Below are 18,568 nucleotides of genomic sequence, written 5' to 3' on the forward strand. Positions count from 1 at the left end.
AACAACCATGTCTGACTCCAACGCCAAAAGTAATACGGAGGAATACGGAGATAAGCAGAAATACGAGTTCCGGAAGGTCATCGAGGAGCTCAAAGGCTACAAAGGGTCGGGAACACAGCTCGTCTCAATCTACGTTCCGGAGGACAAACTGCTGAGCGACGTCGTCGCCCACGTCACGCAGGAACACTCGGAAGCGTCGAACATCAAATCGAAGGACACGCGGACCGCCGTGCAGGACGCGCTCACGTCCATCAAGGACCGCCTCCGCTACTACGACACGGCCCCGGCGAACGGGATGGTCCTGTTCTCGGGCGCTATCGACACCGGGGGCGGCCGGACGGACATGGTGACGAAAGTGCTCGAATCGCCGCCGGACCCCATCGAGTCCTTCCGCTACCACTGCGACTCGGCGTTCCTCACCGATCCGTTAGAGCAGATGCTGGCCGACAAGGGCCTGTTCGGCCTCGTCGTGCTGGACCGACGCGAGGCCAACGTCGGGTGGCTGAAGGGCAAACGCGTCGAACCCGTCAAGTCCGCCTCGTCGCTCGTGCCGGGCAAACAGCGCAAAGGGGGCCAGTCCGCCCAGCGGTTCGCCCGCCTCCGGTTGGAAGCCATCGACAACTTCTATCAGGAAGTCGCGGGGATGGCGAACGAACTGTTCGTCCCCAAGCGCCACGACATGGACGGCGTCCTCGTCGGCGGCCCCTCGCCGACGAAAGACGAGTTCTTGGACGGCGACTACCTCCACCACGAACTGCAGGACATGGTCCTCGGGAAGTTCGACGTGGCCTACACCGACGAGTCGGGGCTGTACGACCTCGTCGACGCCGCCGACGACGTGCTTGCCGAACACGAGATGCTGGAGGACAAGCAGGTCATGGAGGAGTTCTTCAAGCAACTCCACGACGGCGATAAGGCCACCTACGGGTTCGACCAGACCCGGCAGAACCTCAACATGGGGGCCGTCGAGGAACTCCTCATCTCCGAGGACCTCCGGAAGGACGTGGTCGCCTACACCTGCGAGAACGGCCACGACGAGTACGAACTCGTCGACAGCAACGCCACGACCGAGGCCCACGACTGTACGCGCTGTGCGGCCACCGTCGACGCCGACGAAGGCGAGCGAGAGGACGCCATCGACCACCTGATGCAACTGGCCGACCAACGGGGTACGGAGACGGTGTTCATTTCCACCGACTTCGAGAAGGGCGAACAACTGCTGACCGCCTTCGGCGGCGTCGCCGGACTGCTCCGCTACTCCACCGGCGTCTAAACGAACCGCCTGCTTCGCTCGCGCTGTCGATAACCTCTCCTTATCGGTATTTTCACCCGTCGCGAGCGGCGACTGGTGTCACCCGCCAGTCGGACCCCGATAAGTCTGACTTAGCGAGGGTGGCCGCTCAGTAACAATACCGTGCCCCGCCGCGGTTGCGGTATGGCACGCCGCCCTCCCACCCCTCCGCGCAGTCGGACGGTCGCCGCAATCGCGGTCACGGTCGCGCTGGTGGCCGTCGTCGGCCCCATTGTGGGGTCCGCCCTCGGTCAATCCGCCGGGAACGCGACCGCGACGACGCCCGTCGACGAGTGTACCGTCATCGACGACCCCGGTCGGTACGAACTGACCGCGAACCTCACCGGCGACGGCCCCTGTCTGTACGTGCGCTCGGACGACGTGGTAGTCGACGGCAACGGCTACACCGTCGCGGGGAACGGCACGGCCGGTGTCCGCGTGTTCAACGGGTCTACCGACGTGCAACGCCGACGCGGTCCGGAACTGCGGAACGTGACCGTCCGAAACGTCCGCGTGACCGGGTGGGACCGCGGCCTCGTCCTCGGCCGCTTCGGCGCTGACGGCCCCACTGCCACGGTCGAAAACGTCACCGCCGTCGACAACGACATCGGCGTCAGACTCGTCGGCGCCGACGGGTCGACGCTCCGCGACGTGCGCGTCCGCGGTGGTACCGACGGTATCGCGGTCAGAGAGACGCTCGATATCCGTGCGACCCACCTGACCGTGACCGGCGCGAACGACACCGGCATCTACCTCGCACAGGCGGTCCGGAACGGCACGTTCACCGACCTGACGGCGAGCGGAAACGGCGACGAGGGACTCTATCTCTCGACGAGCGTCGCGGACAACCGACTCGCGGACGTGACCGTCGCGGACAACGGCGGGCCCGGTATCGAGTTCGCCGATAGCTACCGAAACGTCGTCGAGAACGCCACCGTCACCGGGAACGCCGGACCGGGCGTCCTCAGCTATCCCGCCAACGAGGACCGACTCCAGAACCTCAGCGTCGCGGACAACGGCGGTGGCGCATACCTGAGTGAGAGTTCCTTCGGCGGCGTCGTCGCCGAGCGATTCCGTCTCGACGGGGCGACGCTCTGGTGGAACGGGAGCCTCGAACGCGTCTCGCTCGCGACGGACCTACCAGCGCCACCGAGCGACGCGACCAGAGCGAGCGCGGCCGTGGACGTGCACACGTACGCCGAGAGTCCCACCGAAGTCCGACTGCGCCTTCCCTACGACCGCGCCGCCGGAGACGGTGACGGGCGCGTTGCCCTCCGGCAGTACGTGGACAGCGAGTGGCAGCGACTCCCGAACGCGACGGTCGACGAGGAAACCGGCACGGTGTCCGGGTCCGTCGACCGGTCCGGACCGGTCGCTGCGTTCCGCACCACGGAACCGAGCGACGGGACTGACAGGAGTGACCCGGCACCGACCGAGTCGTTCGACTTCGTCGTCGAATCGACCACTGACGGGGCCGAGTTCAACTATACCTTCACCGTCGACGGCACCGTCTCGAAGACCGAAGCGATGGGCTACGGGTCCGAACCGAGCGACCGCATCACCGACAACGGCGACGGGACGACGACGGTGACCGGATTCGCCGGGAATCGGTGGGGCGACGCCTACGAGATTCGCGGTGCGGTCACGAGTTTCGAAAAGACCGGCGGGGACTCCGAGTTCCGTCTGTTCCGTGACGGTACGGCTGTCACCGACGAGTACGTCGACGGCGAACGCGATTCCTCGTCACCCGACACCGTCGACTTCGTCGTCGAATCGACTACCGACGGGGCCGAGTTCAACTACACGTTCACCGTCGACGGCACCGTCTCGAAGACCGAAGCGATGGGCTACGGGTCCGAACCGAGCGACCGCATCACCGACAACGACGACGGAACGACGACGGTGACCGGATTCGCCGGGAATCGGTGGGGCGACGCTTACGAAGTTCGTGGAACCGTCGTCTCGTTCCAGAAGACCGGCGGCGAGTCGGCCTACCGCCTGTACCGCGACGGTGAGAACGTCACTGGGGAGTTCGACGAGTGAGCGACTGACCGCGCCGTCATCGAAGACGGTTCCGTCGCTCTCGGACAGGTGAAGGTGGGAAATGGGGTGGGATGAGGGTGTGTGGTGAGCGACACTCGCCCACCGACAGACACACGCCGGGAACCGCATCTGTATCGAAGACGGGTTATCATAAATTAATCATACCTAACTCGTTAGAATGTCCGTTCAGAGGAGCTGTTCGAGTTGGTGGCGTCGGCGGCCGAGGTCGACGTGGGCGTCGTCGCCGTACGCGTCGTCGAGGCGGTCGAGGACCAACAGCGGGTCCGTGCCCGCCCGTTCGACGCGCTCCAACAGCGCCGTAATCTCCTGCCGGTGGACCGCGAGGGAGTCGAGCAACCCGAGGAGCAGGACCATCGGAACCGAGGCGTCGGGGTCGCTCGGCATCGCGTCGTCAAGCACCGTCAGGTCCGGGACCGACGCCGGCGGATCGTCGCTCGGCCCCATCGATAGACAGCGGCGGCAGATTGTCGCACCCGTCGCCGTTCCCGGAAGGTACTCACGGAGGTCCGTCGGGACGGGGACGACGAGCGTCTCGCCGTCGCAGTTGGCACAGGACATACTCGGCACGTGACCGCGAGACGGCAAAGACGTACCGACTCTCTAGACGAGAAGACAGAGAAAACGGCGAGAGAGCGAGAGAACGGCTCAGTCGTCGGCCGTGAGCGGTTCGACTTCTTCGTCTTCGGTCTCGGCCTCGGCGAGGGCGGCTTCCTCTTCTTCCTTCTTGGCCTTGATCTTCTTCATGCGGAAGATTTCCTCGCGCTCCTGCTCTTCGAGTTTCTGCTCGATGTACTCCTGGTTGTCGTAGAGGTCCGGGAGGAGTTTGAACTCGAGTGCGTTGACGCGGCGTTTGGTCGTCTCGATTTCTTCGAGCATCTTCTTCATCGCCGTCTCGACTTCGGCGGCGAGGATGATGTTCTCCAGGAGGTCCTCGTAGGCCTCCGCGGCCTCGTCGATGCGGGCCGACGTGCCCATGACGCCGTAGCCGCGTTCGTCGAGGGACTTCTTGACGCCCTTCGAGTCGATTTGCGGGACGACGACGCCCATGATGTTCTTCGACTGGGTCGTCAGTTCGGGGTGCTCTTTGAGCGCGGCCGCGGCACCTCGCACCGCAACGTCGCCCTCCATCGCACGCGCCATGTTGATGGCTCGCTGTGCGCGGTCGTAGGAGTCGTCTAAGTCGTCACGGACGTCCTGTGCCTGGTCCAGAATGTCCATGAACTCCATGATGAGGCCGTCACGCTTCTTCTCCAGCGTGTCGTGCCCACGCTCGGAAAGCTCGATGCGGTCCTCTATCTGCATCAAGTTCTTCCGTGTGGGTTTGACGTCCTTCGCCATTACCCGCTGGTTTTGGGCGTAGCCAGTTAACCGTTTTCAGTCGTGACGGCGATGTGAGAGTCCGTCTCGGGGTCTCGGCCCGCCATCTGTCGTCGGCGTGAATCGGACTGCCGTCCCGACGGCTAGTCGTCACAGCGCGCGCGAGAACCGCGAGACAGAAAGAAGAGACCGTCGTCGATTACGCTTCGGCTTCGACGACTTCGGATTCGGCGGACTCGTCCTCGCGGTAGTGCTCTTCGATGAGTTCCTCGTCGATGCGGTTGAGCGCATCCTTCGGGAGCATCGAGAGCAGGTCCCAACCGAGTTCGATGGTCTCGTCGATGTCGCGGTCCGTATCGAAGCCCTGGTCGACGAACTCGTCCTCGAAGCGGTCCGCGAAGTCGAGGTACTTGTTGTCGAGTTCGGAGAGGGCTTCGCGACCGACGATGTTCACGAGGTCGCGCAGGTCCTCACCCTCCGCGTACGCGGCGAATATCTGGTCTTTCACGTCGGCGTGGTCGGCGCGGGTCAGGCCCTCGCCGATACCGTCGTCCATCAGGCGCGACAGGGACGGCAGGACGTTGATCGGCGGTTGGACGCCCTGGCTGTTCAGGTCGCGGTCGATGTATATCTGCCCCTCCGTGATGTAGCCGGTGAGGTCCGGAATCGGGTGGGTGTCGTCGTCGCCGGGCATCGTGAGAATCGGAATCTGGGTGACAGACCCCTCACGACCCTCGATACGACCGGCACGCTCGTACAGTTGTGCCAGGTCGGTGTACATGTACCCGGGGTAGCCACGTCGGCCCGGGACCTCCTCACGCGCGGCACCGATTTCGCGCAGCGCCTCGCAGTAGTTGGTCATGTCCGTCAGGATGACCAGCACGTGGTAGTCCTTCTCGAAGGCGAGGTACTCGGCCGTGGTGAGCGCGAGTCGCGGCGTAATCGTCCGCTCGACGGCGGGGTCGTCCGCGAGGTTCATGAAGACGACAGAGCGTTCCAGCGCGCCGGTGCGCTCGAAGTCGTCCATGAACTCGTTGGCCTCCTCGGCCGTGATACCCATCGCGCCGAAGATGACTGCGAACTCGGAGCCCTCCTCGTCGTCGCCTTCCTCTTCTTCGGGCACGCTGGCCTGTCGCGCAATCTGGAGCGCGAGGTCGTTGTGGGGCAGCCCCGACGCCGAGAAGATGGGCAGTTTCTGCCCGCGGACGAGCGTGTTCATGCCGTCGATGGCCGACACGCCCGTCTGGATGAACTCCTCGGGGTACTCACGCGAGTACGGGTTGATAGCTGCGCCGACGATGTCTTGGCGCTCGTCGGGGACGATTTCCGGCCCGCCGTCGATGGGCTGGCCGGTCCCGTCAAGCACCCGCCCGAGGAGGTCCTCGGTGACGGGCATCTTCATGGTCTCGCCGAGGAAGCGAACGGAGGCATGGCGGTCGATACCTTCGGTCCCTTCGAAGACCTGGATGGCGACGTAGTCGCTCGCGGACTCGAGCACCTGTCCGCGGCGGGTCTGGCCGTCGCCAGTCTCTATCTCGACGATCTCGTCGTAGCCGACGGGTTCGTCGGTCTCGACGAAGACCAGCGGTCCGCTGATTTCCGTGATTGTCTGGTACTCTTTCATTGTTAGTACAGCTCCCGGAGCTCTGCGGTGATATCGTCTTCGAGGTCGTCGATGTACTCGTTGTAGTCCTCTTGGACGCCGATACGGTTGAGCCGGGGGGCGGCGTCGATGTCGGTTATCTCCTCGACGGGGACACCGGCTTCGAGCGCCTCGAAGGCCGCATCGTTGTACGTCTGGATAGCGTTCATGATGCGGTAGGTCTTCTCGGGCTCACAGTAGGTGTCCGTCGGGTGGAACGCGTTCTGCTGGAGCCACGCCTCGCGCAGGTAGCGGGCGATTTCCAGCGTCAGCTGCTGGTCCTCTGGCAGCGCGTCCTTCCCGACGAGTTGGACGATCTCCTGCAGTTCCGCTTCCTCGTCCAGCACGTCGATGGCCCACTGTCGCGTCTCGGGCCAGTCCTCGCGGACGTTCTCGACGTACCACGAGTCGAGTTGGTCCCGATACAGCGAGTAGGACTCGTTCCAGTTGATAGAGGGGAAGTGCCGGCGTTCGGCGAGGTCGGCGTCCAGCGCCCAGAAGGTCTTGACGATACGCAGGGTGTTCTGGGTGACCGGTTCCGAGAAGTCCCCGCCCGGCGGGGAGACGGCCCCGATGACCGAAACCGACCCCTCGGTGTCGTTGATGTTCTGGAAGTACCCGGCGCGCTCGTAGAACTCGGAGAGGCGCGCGGAGAGGTACGCGGGGTACCCCTCCTCACCGGGCATCTCCTCCAGACGCGAGGAAATCTCGCGCATGGCCTCTGCCCACCGGGAGGTGGAGTCGGCCATCAGCGCCACGTCGTACCCCATGTCGCGGAAGTACTCCGCGATGGTGATGCCCGTGTACACACAGGACTCACGCGCGGCGACCGGCATGTTGGAGGTGTTCGCGATGAGGCACGTCCGGTCCATCAGGGCGTTGCCCGTGATGGGGTCTTCCAGTTCCGGGAAGTCCTCGATGACTTCGGTCATCTCGTTGCCACGCTCGCCACAGCCGACGTAGACGACGATGTCCGCGTCGGCCCACTTGGCGAGTTGGTGCTGGGTGACCGTCTTACCCGACCCGAACGGACCGGGAATCGCGGCCGTCCCACCTTTCGCGATGGGGAACAGACCGTCCAGCACGCGCTGGCCGGAGATGAGCGGTTCCGTCGGCGTCTCCTTGTCGACGGTCGGCCGCTGCTGGCGCACCGGCCACTCCTGTCGCATCTGGATCTCTTCACCGTTGTCCAGTTCGACGACCGTCTCTTCGACGTTGAAGTTGCCAGCCTCGATGGCGGACACCTCGCCGCCCTCGTAGTCGGGCGGGACCATCACTTTGTGGTCGATGCTGGGCGTCTCGGGGACGGTACCGACGATGTCGCCGGCTTCAACCGCGTCGCCCTCCTCGACTTCGGGCTGGAACTCCCACGTCTTCTCTAGGTCGATACCGGGGGCGTCGACACCGCGGTCGAGGTACGCCGACCCCATCTTCTCTTCGAGGACGTCGAGCGGGCGCTGGACGCCGTCGTAGATGGCGTCGAGCATGCCCGGCCCGAGGTCCACCGAAAGCGGTGCGCCGGTCCCCTCGACGGGTTCACCGGGGGAGACGCCGGAGGTCTCCTCGTACACCTGGATGGTGGTGATGTTGCCTTCAATCTCGATGACCTCGCCCATCAGCCCTTCCGAACCGACGTAAACGACGTCGTTCATCCGGGCGTCGAGGTCCCGAGCCGTTACGACCGGTCCCGAGACACTTTCGATGATGCCGTCCTCGCGGACGTCGGATTCTGTTGCTTGACTCATAGTTAGTCTTCGTCCATCAGGTCGATTCCGATGGCTCGTTTGATCTGTTCACGCAGTCCGCCGCTGCCGGTGCCGCCGCCGAGCGTCACCAGCACGGGTTCGACACTCGTCTCGGCGTCTTTCCGGACGCCGCGGGAGAGATGCGAGAGGTCGTCGTCGTGCATCACGACGATGCCGACGTTGTCGTCCGTGAGCATCTCCTCGACGGCGTCGTCCAGCTGCTCGTCTTTCTGTTCTGCGGGCACGTCCGCGAACTTGCGGACGCCCGCCAGTCGAAAGCCCGTCGTGAACTCCGGACTCCCGATGACTGCTATCTCCTGGCTCATAGTATCACCAGCTCCTGTTCGATTTCGTCGGGTTCGAGACCTGCCTCGCGACCGCGAGCGATCGCACGGATGTTGTCGACCTCGCGTTCCTTCGCGAGGATGTACGACAGCACCGGACAGACCGACAGCGGGTAGCGGTTCGACAGTTTGTCGGCGTACTCCAGTAGCGCCGCGTCGAGCGCTCGCTCGAACTCGATCAAGTTCTCGGCGTCTTCCAGCGCGTTCAGCGCCGCATCGAGGTCGTCACCGTACGTGCTCTCGCGCACCGCGGCGACGAGGCCGTCGACGTTGGCCGTCAACTGCGCGAGCGACTGCTCGTCGAACAGTTTCCCGCCGGAGATGTAGTACTCCGCCGGGTCCATGTCGGCCCCGCTTCGGGCCAGTCGAAGCGCGTTCCGGAGGTTCCGGAAGTCGACTTCGGCCTGCAGGAACTCGACGTACAGCCCGGTCGGGCTGTCGATTTCGGGATTCGACGGGAGTCCGTCGAGGAGCGTCTCGTAGAAGGCGCGGTCGACGGCGTTTTCCAGGGGGACGAGGACGTTCTCGGCCTCGTACACCTCGTAGGCGTCGGCCAGCACGTCGCCGAAGATGGTGTCGTCGAGTCGCTCGACGACTTCCTCGATGGACCCGGCGTTCAGCAACTGGTCGAGTCGCTGCTCGCCGAACTCACCGGCGCGGATGAGGTCGTCTTCGACCTCGGTCGCGTCGCTCCCCGCGTACAGCCCGCGGATAATCGTCTTGACGTTCCACACGTCGAACTTCCGCAGGTAACGGGCGATGTAGTCGTACAGTGCGCCCTCGGACCACTTTAAGAGGTCCTCGAAGTGCTTCGCGAGGTTGCGGTTCAGCGCGTACTCCACGAGGTCGACACCGGAATACCGCGAGCCGAGCGCGTTCATCTCGGTCTCGTACTCGGTCTCCTCCATGAAGCGGGCGATTTCGCCCGTCCCCATGCGGACCAGTTTGCGGTAGTCGTCGTCGTCGAACAGCGAGGCACGACGGGAGCGAACCCGAGCGATGACGTACTCGTAATTCGAGCTCCGGCCGCGTTTTGCCGTCCCTTGGCTGCTCATTGTGCTTCGAAGAGTCGGTCGCTGATGTCTTTCAGGTTGTCCTCCCAGACGCTCTCCAGCACGGAGTCGAACGTGTTGTTCACACGAACGCGGGAGGCCTCGCTCTCGACGACCACGCCGCCGAGGCAGTCGTACTCGCCTGCGAACTCTGCGTCGTCGTAGTCCGTGAGGATACCCTCGATGAGGTCCTGGTCGTCGGCGCGGCCGCGGACGCGAAGGGACTCGCCGTCGTCGAACTCCTCGACGGCGGCGGCCAGCAGTGCGCTGGTCAGTTCCTCGCGACGGTCGCCTTCGAGGTCGGCGATAGCCTGCTCGACGTCATCGTGGACGTCTTCGAGCACGTCGCGGCGGGCGCTGAGGCGGGCCTGCTTCGCTTCGAGCTTCGCCGAGGAGAGGCGCTGTTCGCGCTCCTGGGCGATTTCGCGCTCGACCGCGGCCTCGCGGTCCTCGTGAATCTGCTCGGCGTCGGCCTCGGCCTCGGAGACAATCTCCTCGGCACGCTCGTCGGCCTCCTCCCGAATCTCCTCTGCACGCGCGCGGGCCTCGTCTCGGATGTCCTCTACGACTGTATCAAGGCTCATTGTTGGAAAAGGGGATGTGGTTTAGACGACGAAGACGACGACCAGCGCGAGGATGACGAGTGTCTCCGGCAGGACCGTCAGGATGAGGCCACGGCCGAACATGCTGTCGTCCTCGGCGATAGCGCCGACGGCGGCGGCACCGATACCGCGCTCCGCGTAGCCCGACCCGAGTGCGGCCAGTCCGACGGCGAGGGCCGCGGCGGCGGAGCCCGGGATAGCCGGTGCGCTACTCTGCAGTACAGCGTTGACAACGAGTGCGATGGTTTCAATCATGGTTTTGAAGTCCTCTCTGAGGTTGCTCGTGTCCGAACAGGCGTATGTGACTCCACGTACTTCATAAAGCTTCCCAAAACGCTTCGTCAGCGTGCTGTTCCGGCGTTTTAGCGGCCGTAGCGGGCGCGTTTGTGAGCTGGTACCAGCCGTCGCTCACCGAAAGCTGTCGCAGATGCTACCCTCGTAGGCGAGTCAAGCGGAAAAAGAGCGGTTCGCGCGCTCTGTGGTCAGTCGTCGGTCGTGTAGGTCCGCTCGTAGCCGAACGGGTTGTACGGCTTGCCGCCGCCCTCGAAGAACTTCCCGAAGAACTCGACGTACTCGAGACGCACACCCTGTAGGCCTGCGCTGGTGACACCCAGCACGAGGACGAGGAGGTGCCCGAGGACGAGGACGAGGAGGCCGCCGACTAGCCCCGCGATGCCCGAGTGCATCAGACCGGGGAAGATTATCGACTCGGCACCATACTCTGCGATTGCCCAATCGGGCGTGTGGCCCAGCAGGAAGTGCCACTCGCCGTCGTGTGCGTAGGCCCCGAAGAACAGCAGGTTGACCACGAAGGCCATCCCCGCCTTCGCCAGCAGCACGGCGGCCAGACGCGTGTACGAGAGGACGTTGACGAGGACGTTGAGGAACTCCACGACCTCGATGGGGTCCGCGAGCGCGAGCAGGACGATGCCGAGGAGGAACGGCAGCAGCCACGCCGAGAAGGGCGCGCCGAGCGCCGGAATCTCGAACAGGTTGAACGCGGGCACGCCAGCGAACCCGAAGGCGTACGGGTTCCCGGCGAAGACGCCTTCCTCGGCGGTGTAGAGGAAGTTCGGTGCCGCGCCGTTGGCCCCGGAGAACACCCAGCCCCACAGACCGAACAGCATCAGGAGCCACGACCCGCTCTCGGTGACGGCGTCCCAGAGTCCGTGACCGAGGTTCTCGACGAAGTCGAATATCCAGCCAGCCGCGAGGTGCGCCATCCCGACCAGGAGACTGAGCGTCAGCCACGCGAGCGCGTAATCAGCGTAGTGAGGCTGAAGCCCCTTGTGCATCGGCGGACTGCCGCCGAACAGGACCTCGCCGAGGATGTGCAGCCCGAATATCTCGCCGTACAGGACACCGAACAGCGCGGTGAACCCACCGGCCCACATCGCGACGCCACCGAGGCTCTTCAGCACGTCGCTGTCGACGCTGGAGTAGAGCCCGTACCCCGCGAGGAGGTACAGGATACCGTAGCCGAGGTCACCGATCATGAACCCGTAGAACGCCGGGAAAGTGAGGAAGAACGCGACCGTCGGGTCGAACTCGCCGTACTTCGGTCGGTTGACGACCTCGACGAGGTCCTCGAACGGACGGACGCCGCGCGGATTGTCCTGAATGACCGGCGGGTCGTCGCCGCTCATCGTGACCAGGCCGCCGTCGGCGACGGCCTCTTGCGGTTGGTCGTCGGCTTCCGTGATGGTCGCGCCCTCGCCGCCCGAGGACCCTTCGTCGCCGCCCTGCTCGACTTCCTCGCGCGAGTGGACGTGACCGTCGTCGTACTCGGCGACTTCGAGTTTCTCGATGTCGACGGCCTCGCTGACCTCGGACTCGACTGCCTGCTCGAACGCGTCGTAGCGGTCGTTGGGAATCCAGCCTTCAGCGATGAAGGCGTTCTCCGTCGTCGCGAAGGTCAGCGGCGCTTCGGATTTCTGGACCTCGATGGAGAGTTTCTCCTCGGCGGCCAGCAGGAAGCCCGCGTAGTCGAGTCGCAGGTCGTCGAGTTCGTCCTCGACGGTCGCGAGCTTCGATTCGAGCTTCTGCTTGCGGTGTTTCAGCTCTTCGAGGTACTCCGAGGGGTCGCCCTCGCCGTCGGGGACGACGAGTTGGGAGAACGTCGCACCGACCAGCGCGTCCTGGAGGGCGCTGTCGTCGGCCCGGGCGAAGACGGCGAGGACGCCGTCCTCGTCGAACACCTGAAACACGTCGATGTCGCTGTCGGCCAGTGCGACTTTCACTTCGTCGGCGTCGCCTTCGCCGACCGCCACGGTGAGCGAGTCGTAGCCACGGAGCAGGTCGAGGTCGATGCCCAGCGTGACGAACGGCTCCATCGTGCCGATCTGTTCTTCGACCTCGCGGAGGTCGTCACGGACGTCGTCGCGTCGGTCGTCGAGTTCGTTGACTTCCGTGCGAACCTCCTCTAAGTCCGCTTCGAGCGCGTCGTCGGTGACGAGTCGGGTCGGTCCGGCGTCGGCCGCCTCGACGTCGAGGATGGACTGCAGCGACCGGACGGTGACGAGTTGGTCGGAGGCTTTGTCGGCCCCTTCGACCGGGTCACCTGGCTCGAAGCCGTCCCACGAGCCGTCGTATTCGGTGACGTGGAGCATTTCGAGGTCGTGGACCGCCTCGATGGCGGATTCCATGACCCGCTTCGACCCCGTCACCGAGACGCGGCACATCTTCTCAGGTCTGAGCATGTACCGCCTCCTCGAACAGGTCTGTCACGTGGTCGACCACCTCGTCGACGCGCCCGGCCGCCTGTTCTTCGAGTTCGGCGCGGGCGCTCTCACCCTCGGCGATGAGGTCCTCGCGCTCGGACTCGATGTCTTCACGCGCCTCGTCGAGACGCTCGGAGGCGGCCTCGCTGGCCTCCGCTTCGGCCTCGTCGCGGATTTCGTCGGCCCGTTTGCGGGCCTCGGCGAGTCGCTCTTCGCGGTACTCTTCGGCCTCAGCGACGATATCGTCGGCCTCCTGCTCGGCCTCCTTTATCCGTGTTAGAACTTCTGGCCGTGGCATTCTCTAATCGTGTGACTGTTGCTATAGCGGCTATTTGGTAGTTGCGAAGTTTCCGTGCCTGCGTGAGAGTCACACGCGCCCGCCTTGGCGAGGCCACTGGCCGCCCGAAATCCGGGGAATTATCACCGCGAGAGACGAAGGTGTGGATAATGGGAGTCCTCGAGAACAAGGCTCGCGCGCGGACGTTCTACAAGTACCTCTCGAAGGTGTACGACCAGATCAACCCCTTCATCTGGGACGAGCGAATGCGCGACGAGGCCATCGAGATGCTGGACCTCGACGCCGACGACCGCGTGGTCGACATCGGATGTGGCACCGGCTTCGCCACCGAGGGGCTACTGCAACACGTCGACACCGTCTACGGTCTCGACCAGAGCCCCCACCAGTTGTCGAAGGCCTATCAAAAGTTCGGCAAGCACGGCCAGGTCCAGTTCCACCTCGGCGACGCCGAGCGACTCCCCTTCAAAGACGACACCTTCGACGTCGTCTGGTCTTCGGGGTCCATCGAGTACTGGCCCAACCCCGTCGACGCCCTCGAAGAATGCCGCCGCATCGCCAAACCCGGCGGGACGGTGCTCATCGTCGGCCCGGACTACCCCAACTCCTCCGTCTTCCAGAAGATGGCCGACGCCATCATGCTGTTCTACGACGAGGAGGAGGCCGACCGGATGTTCGAACAGGCGGGCTTCGAAGCGTTCGAACACCACATCCAGCAGTCCCGACCCGGTAGTCCGCGGGCGATTACGACCATCGCGGAAGTGCCGGAGTAGAGCGGGCACGGTCGCTGTTCAGGTCTCCGAGAGGGTACCGTCACGAGCGGAGCGAATGACGGCCTTTTTCGTCCAGGTTTTTGCCGGGAGCGGTGACCGCAGACCACCGACCGCGAAAAGGTGGGTTAGTACGAGGGGACGAACACCGAAACCCGCGAGCCGTCGTCTCTCGTCACGGTGACGGTGTAGGAGTCGCGTGGTTCGACGGTCCAGAGCGCGCCGTCGGTGGCTGTCTGGCCCACCGCGCGGCCGTTGACGCTGACCGTCCCGTCGACTGGCGCGCCGGTCGCGTTGTTCGAGGCCGTAATCAGGAGCGGGCCGGTCTCGTACGCTCGCTGGACGTCGAGACGGAGCGTGCCGTTGACACGGCTGATGGTCTCGGTGGTCCGGACCGTCGCTAGCCGTCGGTGTTGGAGTTCGTAGAACACGTTGGTCGTTCCGCCGTCGAGGAACGAGACGAGGCGCCCGTTGGGGTGCGTGGCGGTGAGTTCGTAGATACCCGAGGTCCCGTAGGAGTAGAAACTCGGTCGCTGGCGGTCGTAGACCCACGTGTAGAGGTTCGACGCGCGGTTGTCGGCCACGTCGAGGCGGTCAACGTCGGGGTCACCGTCGGCGGCGGCCGCGAACTGGTCGGTCCGGTTGGGTGCGCGCTCGTCGCCGAGAAGCGTCTCCCGGACGTACTCGCCGTCGTCTTCCCGAATCGTCGCGAGCATGTACGCCGTGTCGGAGACTTCGAGATAGACGACGACCGGGTCGCCCGACCCGGAGACGCTGGTTCGAATCTGCTGCCCGACCGGCCCCTGAAGTTTCCGGAGGGAGCCTTGAGCGTTCCGCAGGCGCGTTTCCAGCCCGCTGCTCATCGAGTAGTCCGGCTCTATCTGCTGGAGTTCGAACACGCGCTCGGTCGTCGTCGTCAACTGACGGGACTCGGCGTCGACGACGGCCCGAACCCGCAGGAACTCCGCGGCGGTTATCTCGCCCGCGGCGTAGCGGCTGATAGCCCGTTGCTGGCGTCGGTCTAGCGCGGCCTGCCGCTGTTCGACGGCCGAGAGCGTCTCGCGGATGAGTTCCGTGCGCTCGAACGAGGAGTCGAGACGGCGAAAGCGGGTCTCGAAGGCGGCCGTCTCGTGGCGCTGGTGGAGTTCGCCAGAGCTAGCGGCGACCGCTGTCCCGACGTCGAGGCCCGACTCGTTGAACTCGGACGCTCGAAGCGAACTGGCGGGGATTGCGAGGTGGTTGGTCGTGTTGTCGATGGCCGTGATACGTGGAGACGCGCCGTCGTCCGTCGTCGACTGGGCGGGGGCGTCCCAACCGGCGACCGGCGCTGCCGTCACACTGACCAACAGCAGTGTAACGAGGAGGGCGGGGAGGAGTCGCATCACCACCGCATATAGCGGCGGAGTACAAAAATCCCCCTATTAGCACACCCAGCGGTTGCGGCCGGAGAGGGGCCGAAACGTTTCAAAAAGCCCGCTGACGTTTTATTCTCGGATGGAAAGGGTTTTGCCGCCGGGCCGTGGATGCAATGGTGGAAATGTCCTCGCGGGTATCCGCCGCCCTCCTCGCCCTCCTTCTCGCGGTGTCGGTGACAGCGCCGGCAGCGGCCGCGCCGGTGCTGTCGACCCCCGGTCCGCTGCAACAGACGACCGAAACGCCGACACCGACACCGGCACCGGTGACCGAGAACACGACGTTTTACGTCCAGTTACAGCCCAACGGCGACGCGCGGTGGACGATAACTGACACGTACGCGCTCGAAGACGAGAACGACACGGAAGCGTTCGAGCAACTCGCACAGCAGTTCGTCGACGGGAACGCCGGAACGGAGTGGGAAGCGGCGTTCCGCGAGGCGAACGACGCGGCGACGACGGCGACCGGTCGAGAGATGAACGTCACGTCGGTAAATCGCGACTACGTGGTCGACGACCGGCGCGGCATCCTCATATTGGAGTTTACGTGGACCAACTTCGCGACTGTCGACGGCGACCGTCTCGCGGTCGGTGACGCGTTCAACACGACCGACGGGACGTGGCTCAACAGCCTCACCGACGACCAGACGCTCGTCATCGCGGCCCCGGCGGGCTACGGGGTCCAGAGTTCACCCCCGACGATGGGCGTCCGGAACGGGGAACTCCGGTTCGAGGGGCCGCGGACGTTCGAGCCTGGGTTCCTCGAAGTCGCGTACACCGGGAATCAGGGACCGACGACGAGCACGACGACCGAGGACCCGAACCCCGGCGGCGCGCTCGGGAACACGCCGCTGTGGGCCGGGGCGCTGCTGGTGCTCGTCGTCGGCATCGTCGTCGCCGTCGGCTACATGAACAGGGAGCCAGGAGACCCCTCGGCACCCGTGAGCGCCGCGTCTCCGTCCGACGGCGACGACGGTGGCGGTCCCGAGGTGAAGCCAGAGAGCAACGGAAACGGGACCGACGCCGCCGAGGCGGTGTCGGACATCGACGTGGAGCTACTGAGCGACGAGGAGCGGGTCGAACGCCTCATCGAGCAGAACGGCGGCCGGATGAAGCAGGCCCGCATCGTCAAGGAGACGGGGTGGTCGAACGCGAAGGTGTCCCAACTGCTCTCGGCGATGGACGAGGACGACCGCATCGATAAACTCCGCATCGGCCGGGAGAACCTCATCTCGTTCCCGGACGAAGACGTGACCGAGATAGACGAGTAGGCGGCGTAAACATCATCGCGGAGGTTTCCCCGTCGGAAACGTTTATTCGCCGTCCGGCCCCAATCCGTGGTATGAAAATTCTTGTCACGGTGAAGGAGGTGGCGGCGGTCGACGACGAGTTCGAACTCGACGGCCTCGCAGTGGACGACCGCTACGTCACGTACGACCTCAACGAGTGGGACGAGTACGCCGTCGAGACCGCCGTCCAGATACGGGAGGCCGGAGACGACGTGGAGGTCGTGGCCGTGACCATCGGCGACGCGGACGCCGAGGAGACGGTTCGGCAAGTGCTCGCGAAGGGGGCCGACCGCGCGATACGGGTGTGGGACGACGCTCTCGCGGAGGCCGGTCTGCTCGACCCCGCGACGAAGGCGCGAGTACTCGCCGCCGTGGCCGACGACGAGGACCCCGACCTCGTCCTGACCGGCGTCCAGTCGGCCGACGACGGGTTCGGGGCAACGGGCGTGACGCTCGCCGAGCGCATCGGCTTCGAGTGGGCGGCCGTCGTCTGCAGTCTGGACCTCGACCGCGAGGCCGGAGTCGCGCACGTCCACCGAGAACTGGAGGGCGGGGTCGAGGAACTGACCGACGTAGAACTCCCGGCGGTGCTGACCATCCAGACGGGTATCAACGAACCTCGGTACGCCAGCCTCCGCGGCATCCGGCAGGCCCAGAGCAAGGAACTCGCCGAGCGGTCGCTGTCGGACCTCGGTCTCGCGGCCGAGGACGTGGCGAGTCCGCTCGAACAGACCGACCTCTACGAACCCGAGACGGGGGGCGACGCGACGGTGTTCGAGGGGAGCGCCGAGGCGACGGCCGCCGAGTTGGCGAGCGCTCTCCGAGAGAAGGGGGTGGGACAGTGACGGTCCTGGCCGTCGCCGAGCATCGGCGCGGGGAACTGCGGGAGGTGAGTCTCGAACTGCTGACCGTGGCCCGGCAACTGGCCGACGACATCGAGGGGGAGGTCCACGCCGCCGTCGTCGGCGGCCCCGTCAAGGCGTACGCCGAGCGACTGAACCGCGAGGGCGTCGACACCGTCCACACGATAGCCGAGGGCGAGGAGTTCAACCACGACGTGTACACCCAGGCCGTCGCGCAACTGACCGAGGCCGTCGACCCGGCGGTGCTGGTCATGCCCAACAGCGTGAACGGCCTCGACTACGCCCCCGCCGTCGCCGGTCGACTCGACCGGCCACTGGTGACCGACGTGGTCGACCTCTCGTACGACGACGAACTCACCGCGACCCGAGAGCTGTACGGGTCGAAAGTCGAGACGACCATCGACGTCCACGCCGACCGCGCGGCGGTGACGGTCCGACCCGCCGAGTGGCCCGCCGCGGAAGGAACCGGGGACGCGACGGTCGAAGCGTTCGAGGTAGACATCGACGACGCCGCGGTGCGCTCGACGGTCACCGGATTCGAGGAAGTCGGCGGCGGCGACGTGGACATCACCGACGCGGACGTTCTCGTCTCCGTCGGCCGCGGTATCGGCGAGGAGGAGAATCTCGACATCGTCTACGACCTCGCGGAGGCGCTGGGCGCGACGGTGTCGGCCTCGCGCCCGCTCATCGACAACGGGTGGCTGCCGAAAGACCGACAGGTCGGCCAGTCGGGCAAGGTCGTCACCCCGGACGTGTACATCGCCATCGGCATCTCCGGGGCGGTCCAGCACGTCGCCGGGATGAAAGGGAGCGACATCATCGTCGCCATCAACGACGACCCCAACGCCCCCATCTTCGACATCGCCGACTACGGCATCGTCGACGACCTGTTCGAAGTCGTTCCGGCGCTCACCGAACAGTTCGAGTGACGCCGCCGGGCCGCCCTCGCCGAGCGAAGCGTGCGAAACACCAATTCTTCATTACCGCCACCCCACCGACAGTACAGTTTCTGTAAGGGGGCGAATCGCGTCGTTTTCGTCCGTCTGGTGCCGTCGTACGCCCTCACAGTTACTGCAGCAAGGTCAGATTCGTCGCGTTCCCGGCCGAACACGAATGGTACCACCTTTTCTTTACTATTGGTCGCCCACCGTTAGTATTAATA

General features: G+C 65.1%; 17 protein-coding genes. 6 read left to right on the top strand and 11 right to left on the bottom strand.

The genetic code is table 11. The features are described 5' to 3' along the window. Nucleotides 1-7: 7 nt before the first annotated feature. Both prf1 and NJQ44_RS16515 read left to right on the top strand, forming a co-directional pair. Complete coding sequence (prf1, locus tag NJQ44_RS16510; protein ID WP_254272427.1) at nt 8-1,273, top strand: peptide chain release factor aRF-1; 1,266 nt, start codon at nt 8-10, stop codon at nt 1,271-1,273. 162 nt (nt 1,274-1,435) lie between these two features. After that, on the top strand, nt 1,436-3,334 hold the full coding sequence (locus NJQ44_RS16515) for a right-handed parallel beta-helix repeat-containing protein (protein ID WP_254272428.1): 1,899 nt from the start codon (nt 1,436-1,438) through the stop codon (nt 3,332-3,334). 186 nt (nt 3,335-3,520) lie between these two features. On the opposite strand, the gene NJQ44_RS16520 is transcribed toward NJQ44_RS16515, so the two are convergent. From NJQ44_RS16520 to ahaH, 10 genes are all read right to left on the bottom strand, one after another. Further along, nucleotides 3,521-3,913, bottom strand: coding sequence for a DUF6276 family protein (locus tag NJQ44_RS16520; RefSeq protein WP_254272429.1), 393 nt, complete (start codon nt 3,911-3,913; stop codon nt 3,521-3,523). Nucleotides 3,914-4,000: 87 nt separating this feature from the next. Further along, nucleotides 4,001-4,693 (bottom strand): V-type ATP synthase subunit D, encoded by a 693-nt coding sequence (locus NJQ44_RS16525; RefSeq protein WP_254272430.1) that lies wholly within the window; start codon nt 4,691-4,693, stop codon nt 4,001-4,003. A gap of 178 nt (nt 4,694-4,871) precedes the next feature. Continuing rightward, nucleotides 4,872-6,296, bottom strand: a complete 1,425-nt coding sequence (locus NJQ44_RS16530; RefSeq protein WP_254272431.1) for an ATP synthase subunit B — start codon at nt 6,294-6,296, stop codon at nt 4,872-4,874. Between the two features lie 2 nt (nt 6,297-6,298). Further along, nucleotides 6,299-8,059 (bottom strand): ATP synthase subunit A, encoded by a 1,761-nt coding sequence (locus NJQ44_RS16535; RefSeq protein ID WP_254272432.1) that lies wholly within the window; start codon nt 8,057-8,059, stop codon nt 6,299-6,301. A 2-nt stretch (nt 8,060-8,061) separates the two neighbouring features. Then, on the bottom strand, nt 8,062-8,385 hold the full coding sequence (locus NJQ44_RS16540) for a V-type ATP synthase subunit F (RefSeq protein ID WP_254272433.1): 324 nt from the start codon (nt 8,383-8,385) through the stop codon (nt 8,062-8,064). Continuing rightward, a complete protein-coding gene (locus NJQ44_RS16545) occupies nt 8,382-9,458 on the bottom strand; it encodes a V-type ATP synthase subunit C (protein WP_254272434.1) in 1,077 nt (358 codons plus the stop codon). The genes NJQ44_RS16540 and NJQ44_RS16545 overlap by 4 nt, the downstream gene beginning before the upstream one ends. Then, nucleotides 9,455-10,039 (bottom strand): V-type ATP synthase subunit E, encoded by a 585-nt coding sequence (locus tag NJQ44_RS16550; RefSeq protein ID WP_254272435.1) that lies wholly within the window; start codon nt 10,037-10,039, stop codon nt 9,455-9,457. The genes NJQ44_RS16545 and NJQ44_RS16550 overlap by 4 nt, the downstream gene beginning before the upstream one ends. A 21-nt stretch (nt 10,040-10,060) precedes the next feature. Then, nucleotides 10,061-10,312 (bottom strand): F0F1 ATP synthase subunit C, encoded by a 252-nt coding sequence (locus NJQ44_RS16555; protein ID WP_254272436.1) that lies wholly within the window; start codon nt 10,310-10,312, stop codon nt 10,061-10,063. A gap of 227 nt (nt 10,313-10,539) precedes the next feature. Then, a complete protein-coding gene (locus tag NJQ44_RS16560; protein ID WP_254272437.1) occupies nt 10,540-12,756 on the bottom strand; it encodes a V-type ATP synthase subunit I in 2,217 nt (738 codons plus the stop codon). Then, on the bottom strand, nt 12,743-13,075 hold the full coding sequence (ahaH, locus tag NJQ44_RS16565) for an ATP synthase archaeal subunit H (RefSeq protein ID WP_254272438.1): 333 nt from the start codon (nt 13,073-13,075) through the stop codon (nt 12,743-12,745). The genes NJQ44_RS16560 and ahaH overlap by 14 nt, the downstream gene beginning before the upstream one ends. Nucleotides 13,076-13,224: 149 nt before the next feature. Here ahaH and NJQ44_RS16570 point away from each other — a divergent pair, with 149 nt between their 5' ends. Further along, complete coding sequence (locus tag NJQ44_RS16570; RefSeq protein WP_254272439.1) at nt 13,225-13,845, top strand: methyltransferase domain-containing protein; 621 nt, start codon at nt 13,225-13,227, stop codon at nt 13,843-13,845. A gap of 125 nt (nt 13,846-13,970) precedes the next feature. Here NJQ44_RS16570 and NJQ44_RS16575 read toward each other — a convergent pair whose 3' ends face one another. Beyond that, nucleotides 13,971-15,224 (bottom strand): DUF7096 domain-containing protein, encoded by a 1,254-nt coding sequence (locus NJQ44_RS16575; RefSeq protein WP_254272440.1) that lies wholly within the window; start codon nt 15,222-15,224, stop codon nt 13,971-13,973. A 155-nt stretch (nt 15,225-15,379) separates the two neighbouring features. Between NJQ44_RS16575 and NJQ44_RS16580 the strand changes: the two genes are divergently transcribed. From NJQ44_RS16580 to NJQ44_RS16590, 3 genes are all read left to right on the top strand, one after another. Then, nucleotides 15,380-16,525, top strand: a complete 1,146-nt coding sequence (locus NJQ44_RS16580; RefSeq protein WP_254272441.1) for a helix-turn-helix transcriptional regulator — start codon at nt 15,380-15,382, stop codon at nt 16,523-16,525. Nucleotides 16,526-16,596: 71 nt separating this feature from the next. After that, nucleotides 16,597-17,388, top strand: coding sequence for an electron transfer flavoprotein subunit beta/FixA family protein (locus NJQ44_RS16585; protein ID WP_254272442.1), 792 nt, complete (start codon nt 16,597-16,599; stop codon nt 17,386-17,388). After that, on the top strand, nt 17,385-18,335 hold the full coding sequence (locus NJQ44_RS16590; protein ID WP_254272443.1) for an electron transfer flavoprotein subunit alpha/FixB family protein: 951 nt from the start codon (nt 17,385-17,387) through the stop codon (nt 18,333-18,335). Before NJQ44_RS16585 ends, NJQ44_RS16590 begins: the two co-directional genes overlap by 4 nt. The last annotated feature ends 233 nt before the right edge of the window (nt 18,336-18,568 follow it).

The sequence above is a fragment of the Haloarcula marina genome (assembly GCF_024218775.1).
Taxonomy (GTDB): Archaea; Halobacteriota; Halobacteria; order Halobacteriales; family Haloarculaceae; genus Haloarcula; species Haloarcula marina.

Coding starts and splice junctions, on each gene's coding strand:
- prf1 (WP_254272427.1), top strand. CDS start 8: ATGTCTGACTCCAACGCCAAAAGTAATACGGAGGAATACGGAGATAAG.
- NJQ44_RS16515 (WP_254272428.1), top strand. CDS start 1,436: ATGGCACGCCGCCCTCCCACCCCTCCGCGCAGTCGGACGGTCGCCGCA.
- NJQ44_RS16520 (WP_254272429.1), bottom strand. CDS start 3,913: ATGTCCTGTGCCAACTGCGACGGCGAGACGCTCGTCGTCCCCGTCCCG.
- NJQ44_RS16525 (WP_254272430.1), bottom strand. CDS start 4,693: ATGGCGAAGGACGTCAAACCCACACGGAAGAACTTGATGCAGATAGAG.
- NJQ44_RS16530 (WP_254272431.1), bottom strand. CDS start 6,296: ATGAAAGAGTACCAGACAATCACGGAAATCAGCGGACCGCTGGTCTTC.
- NJQ44_RS16535 (WP_254272432.1), bottom strand. CDS start 8,059: ATGAGTCAAGCAACAGAATCCGACGTCCGCGAGGACGGCATCATCGAA.
- NJQ44_RS16540 (WP_254272433.1), bottom strand. CDS start 8,385: ATGAGCCAGGAGATAGCAGTCATCGGGAGTCCGGAGTTCACGACGGGC.
- NJQ44_RS16545 (WP_254272434.1), bottom strand. CDS start 9,458: ATGAGCAGCCAAGGGACGGCAAAACGCGGCCGGAGCTCGAATTACGAG.
- NJQ44_RS16550 (WP_254272435.1), bottom strand. CDS start 10,039: ATGAGCCTTGATACAGTCGTAGAGGACATCCGAGACGAGGCCCGCGCG.
- NJQ44_RS16555 (WP_254272436.1), bottom strand. CDS start 10,312: ATGATTGAAACCATCGCACTCGTTGTCAACGCTGTACTGCAGAGTAGC.
- NJQ44_RS16560 (WP_254272437.1), bottom strand. CDS start 12,756: ATGCTCAGACCTGAGAAGATGTGCCGCGTCTCGGTGACGGGGTCGAAG.
- ahaH (WP_254272438.1), bottom strand. CDS start 13,075: ATGCCACGGCCAGAAGTTCTAACACGGATAAAGGAGGCCGAGCAGGAG.
- NJQ44_RS16570 (WP_254272439.1), top strand. CDS start 13,225: ATGGGAGTCCTCGAGAACAAGGCTCGCGCGCGGACGTTCTACAAGTAC.
- NJQ44_RS16575 (WP_254272440.1), bottom strand. CDS start 15,224: ATGCGACTCCTCCCCGCCCTCCTCGTTACACTGCTGTTGGTCAGTGTG.
- NJQ44_RS16580 (WP_254272441.1), top strand. CDS start 15,380: ATGTCCTCGCGGGTATCCGCCGCCCTCCTCGCCCTCCTTCTCGCGGTG.
- NJQ44_RS16585 (WP_254272442.1), top strand. CDS start 16,597: ATGAAAATTCTTGTCACGGTGAAGGAGGTGGCGGCGGTCGACGACGAG.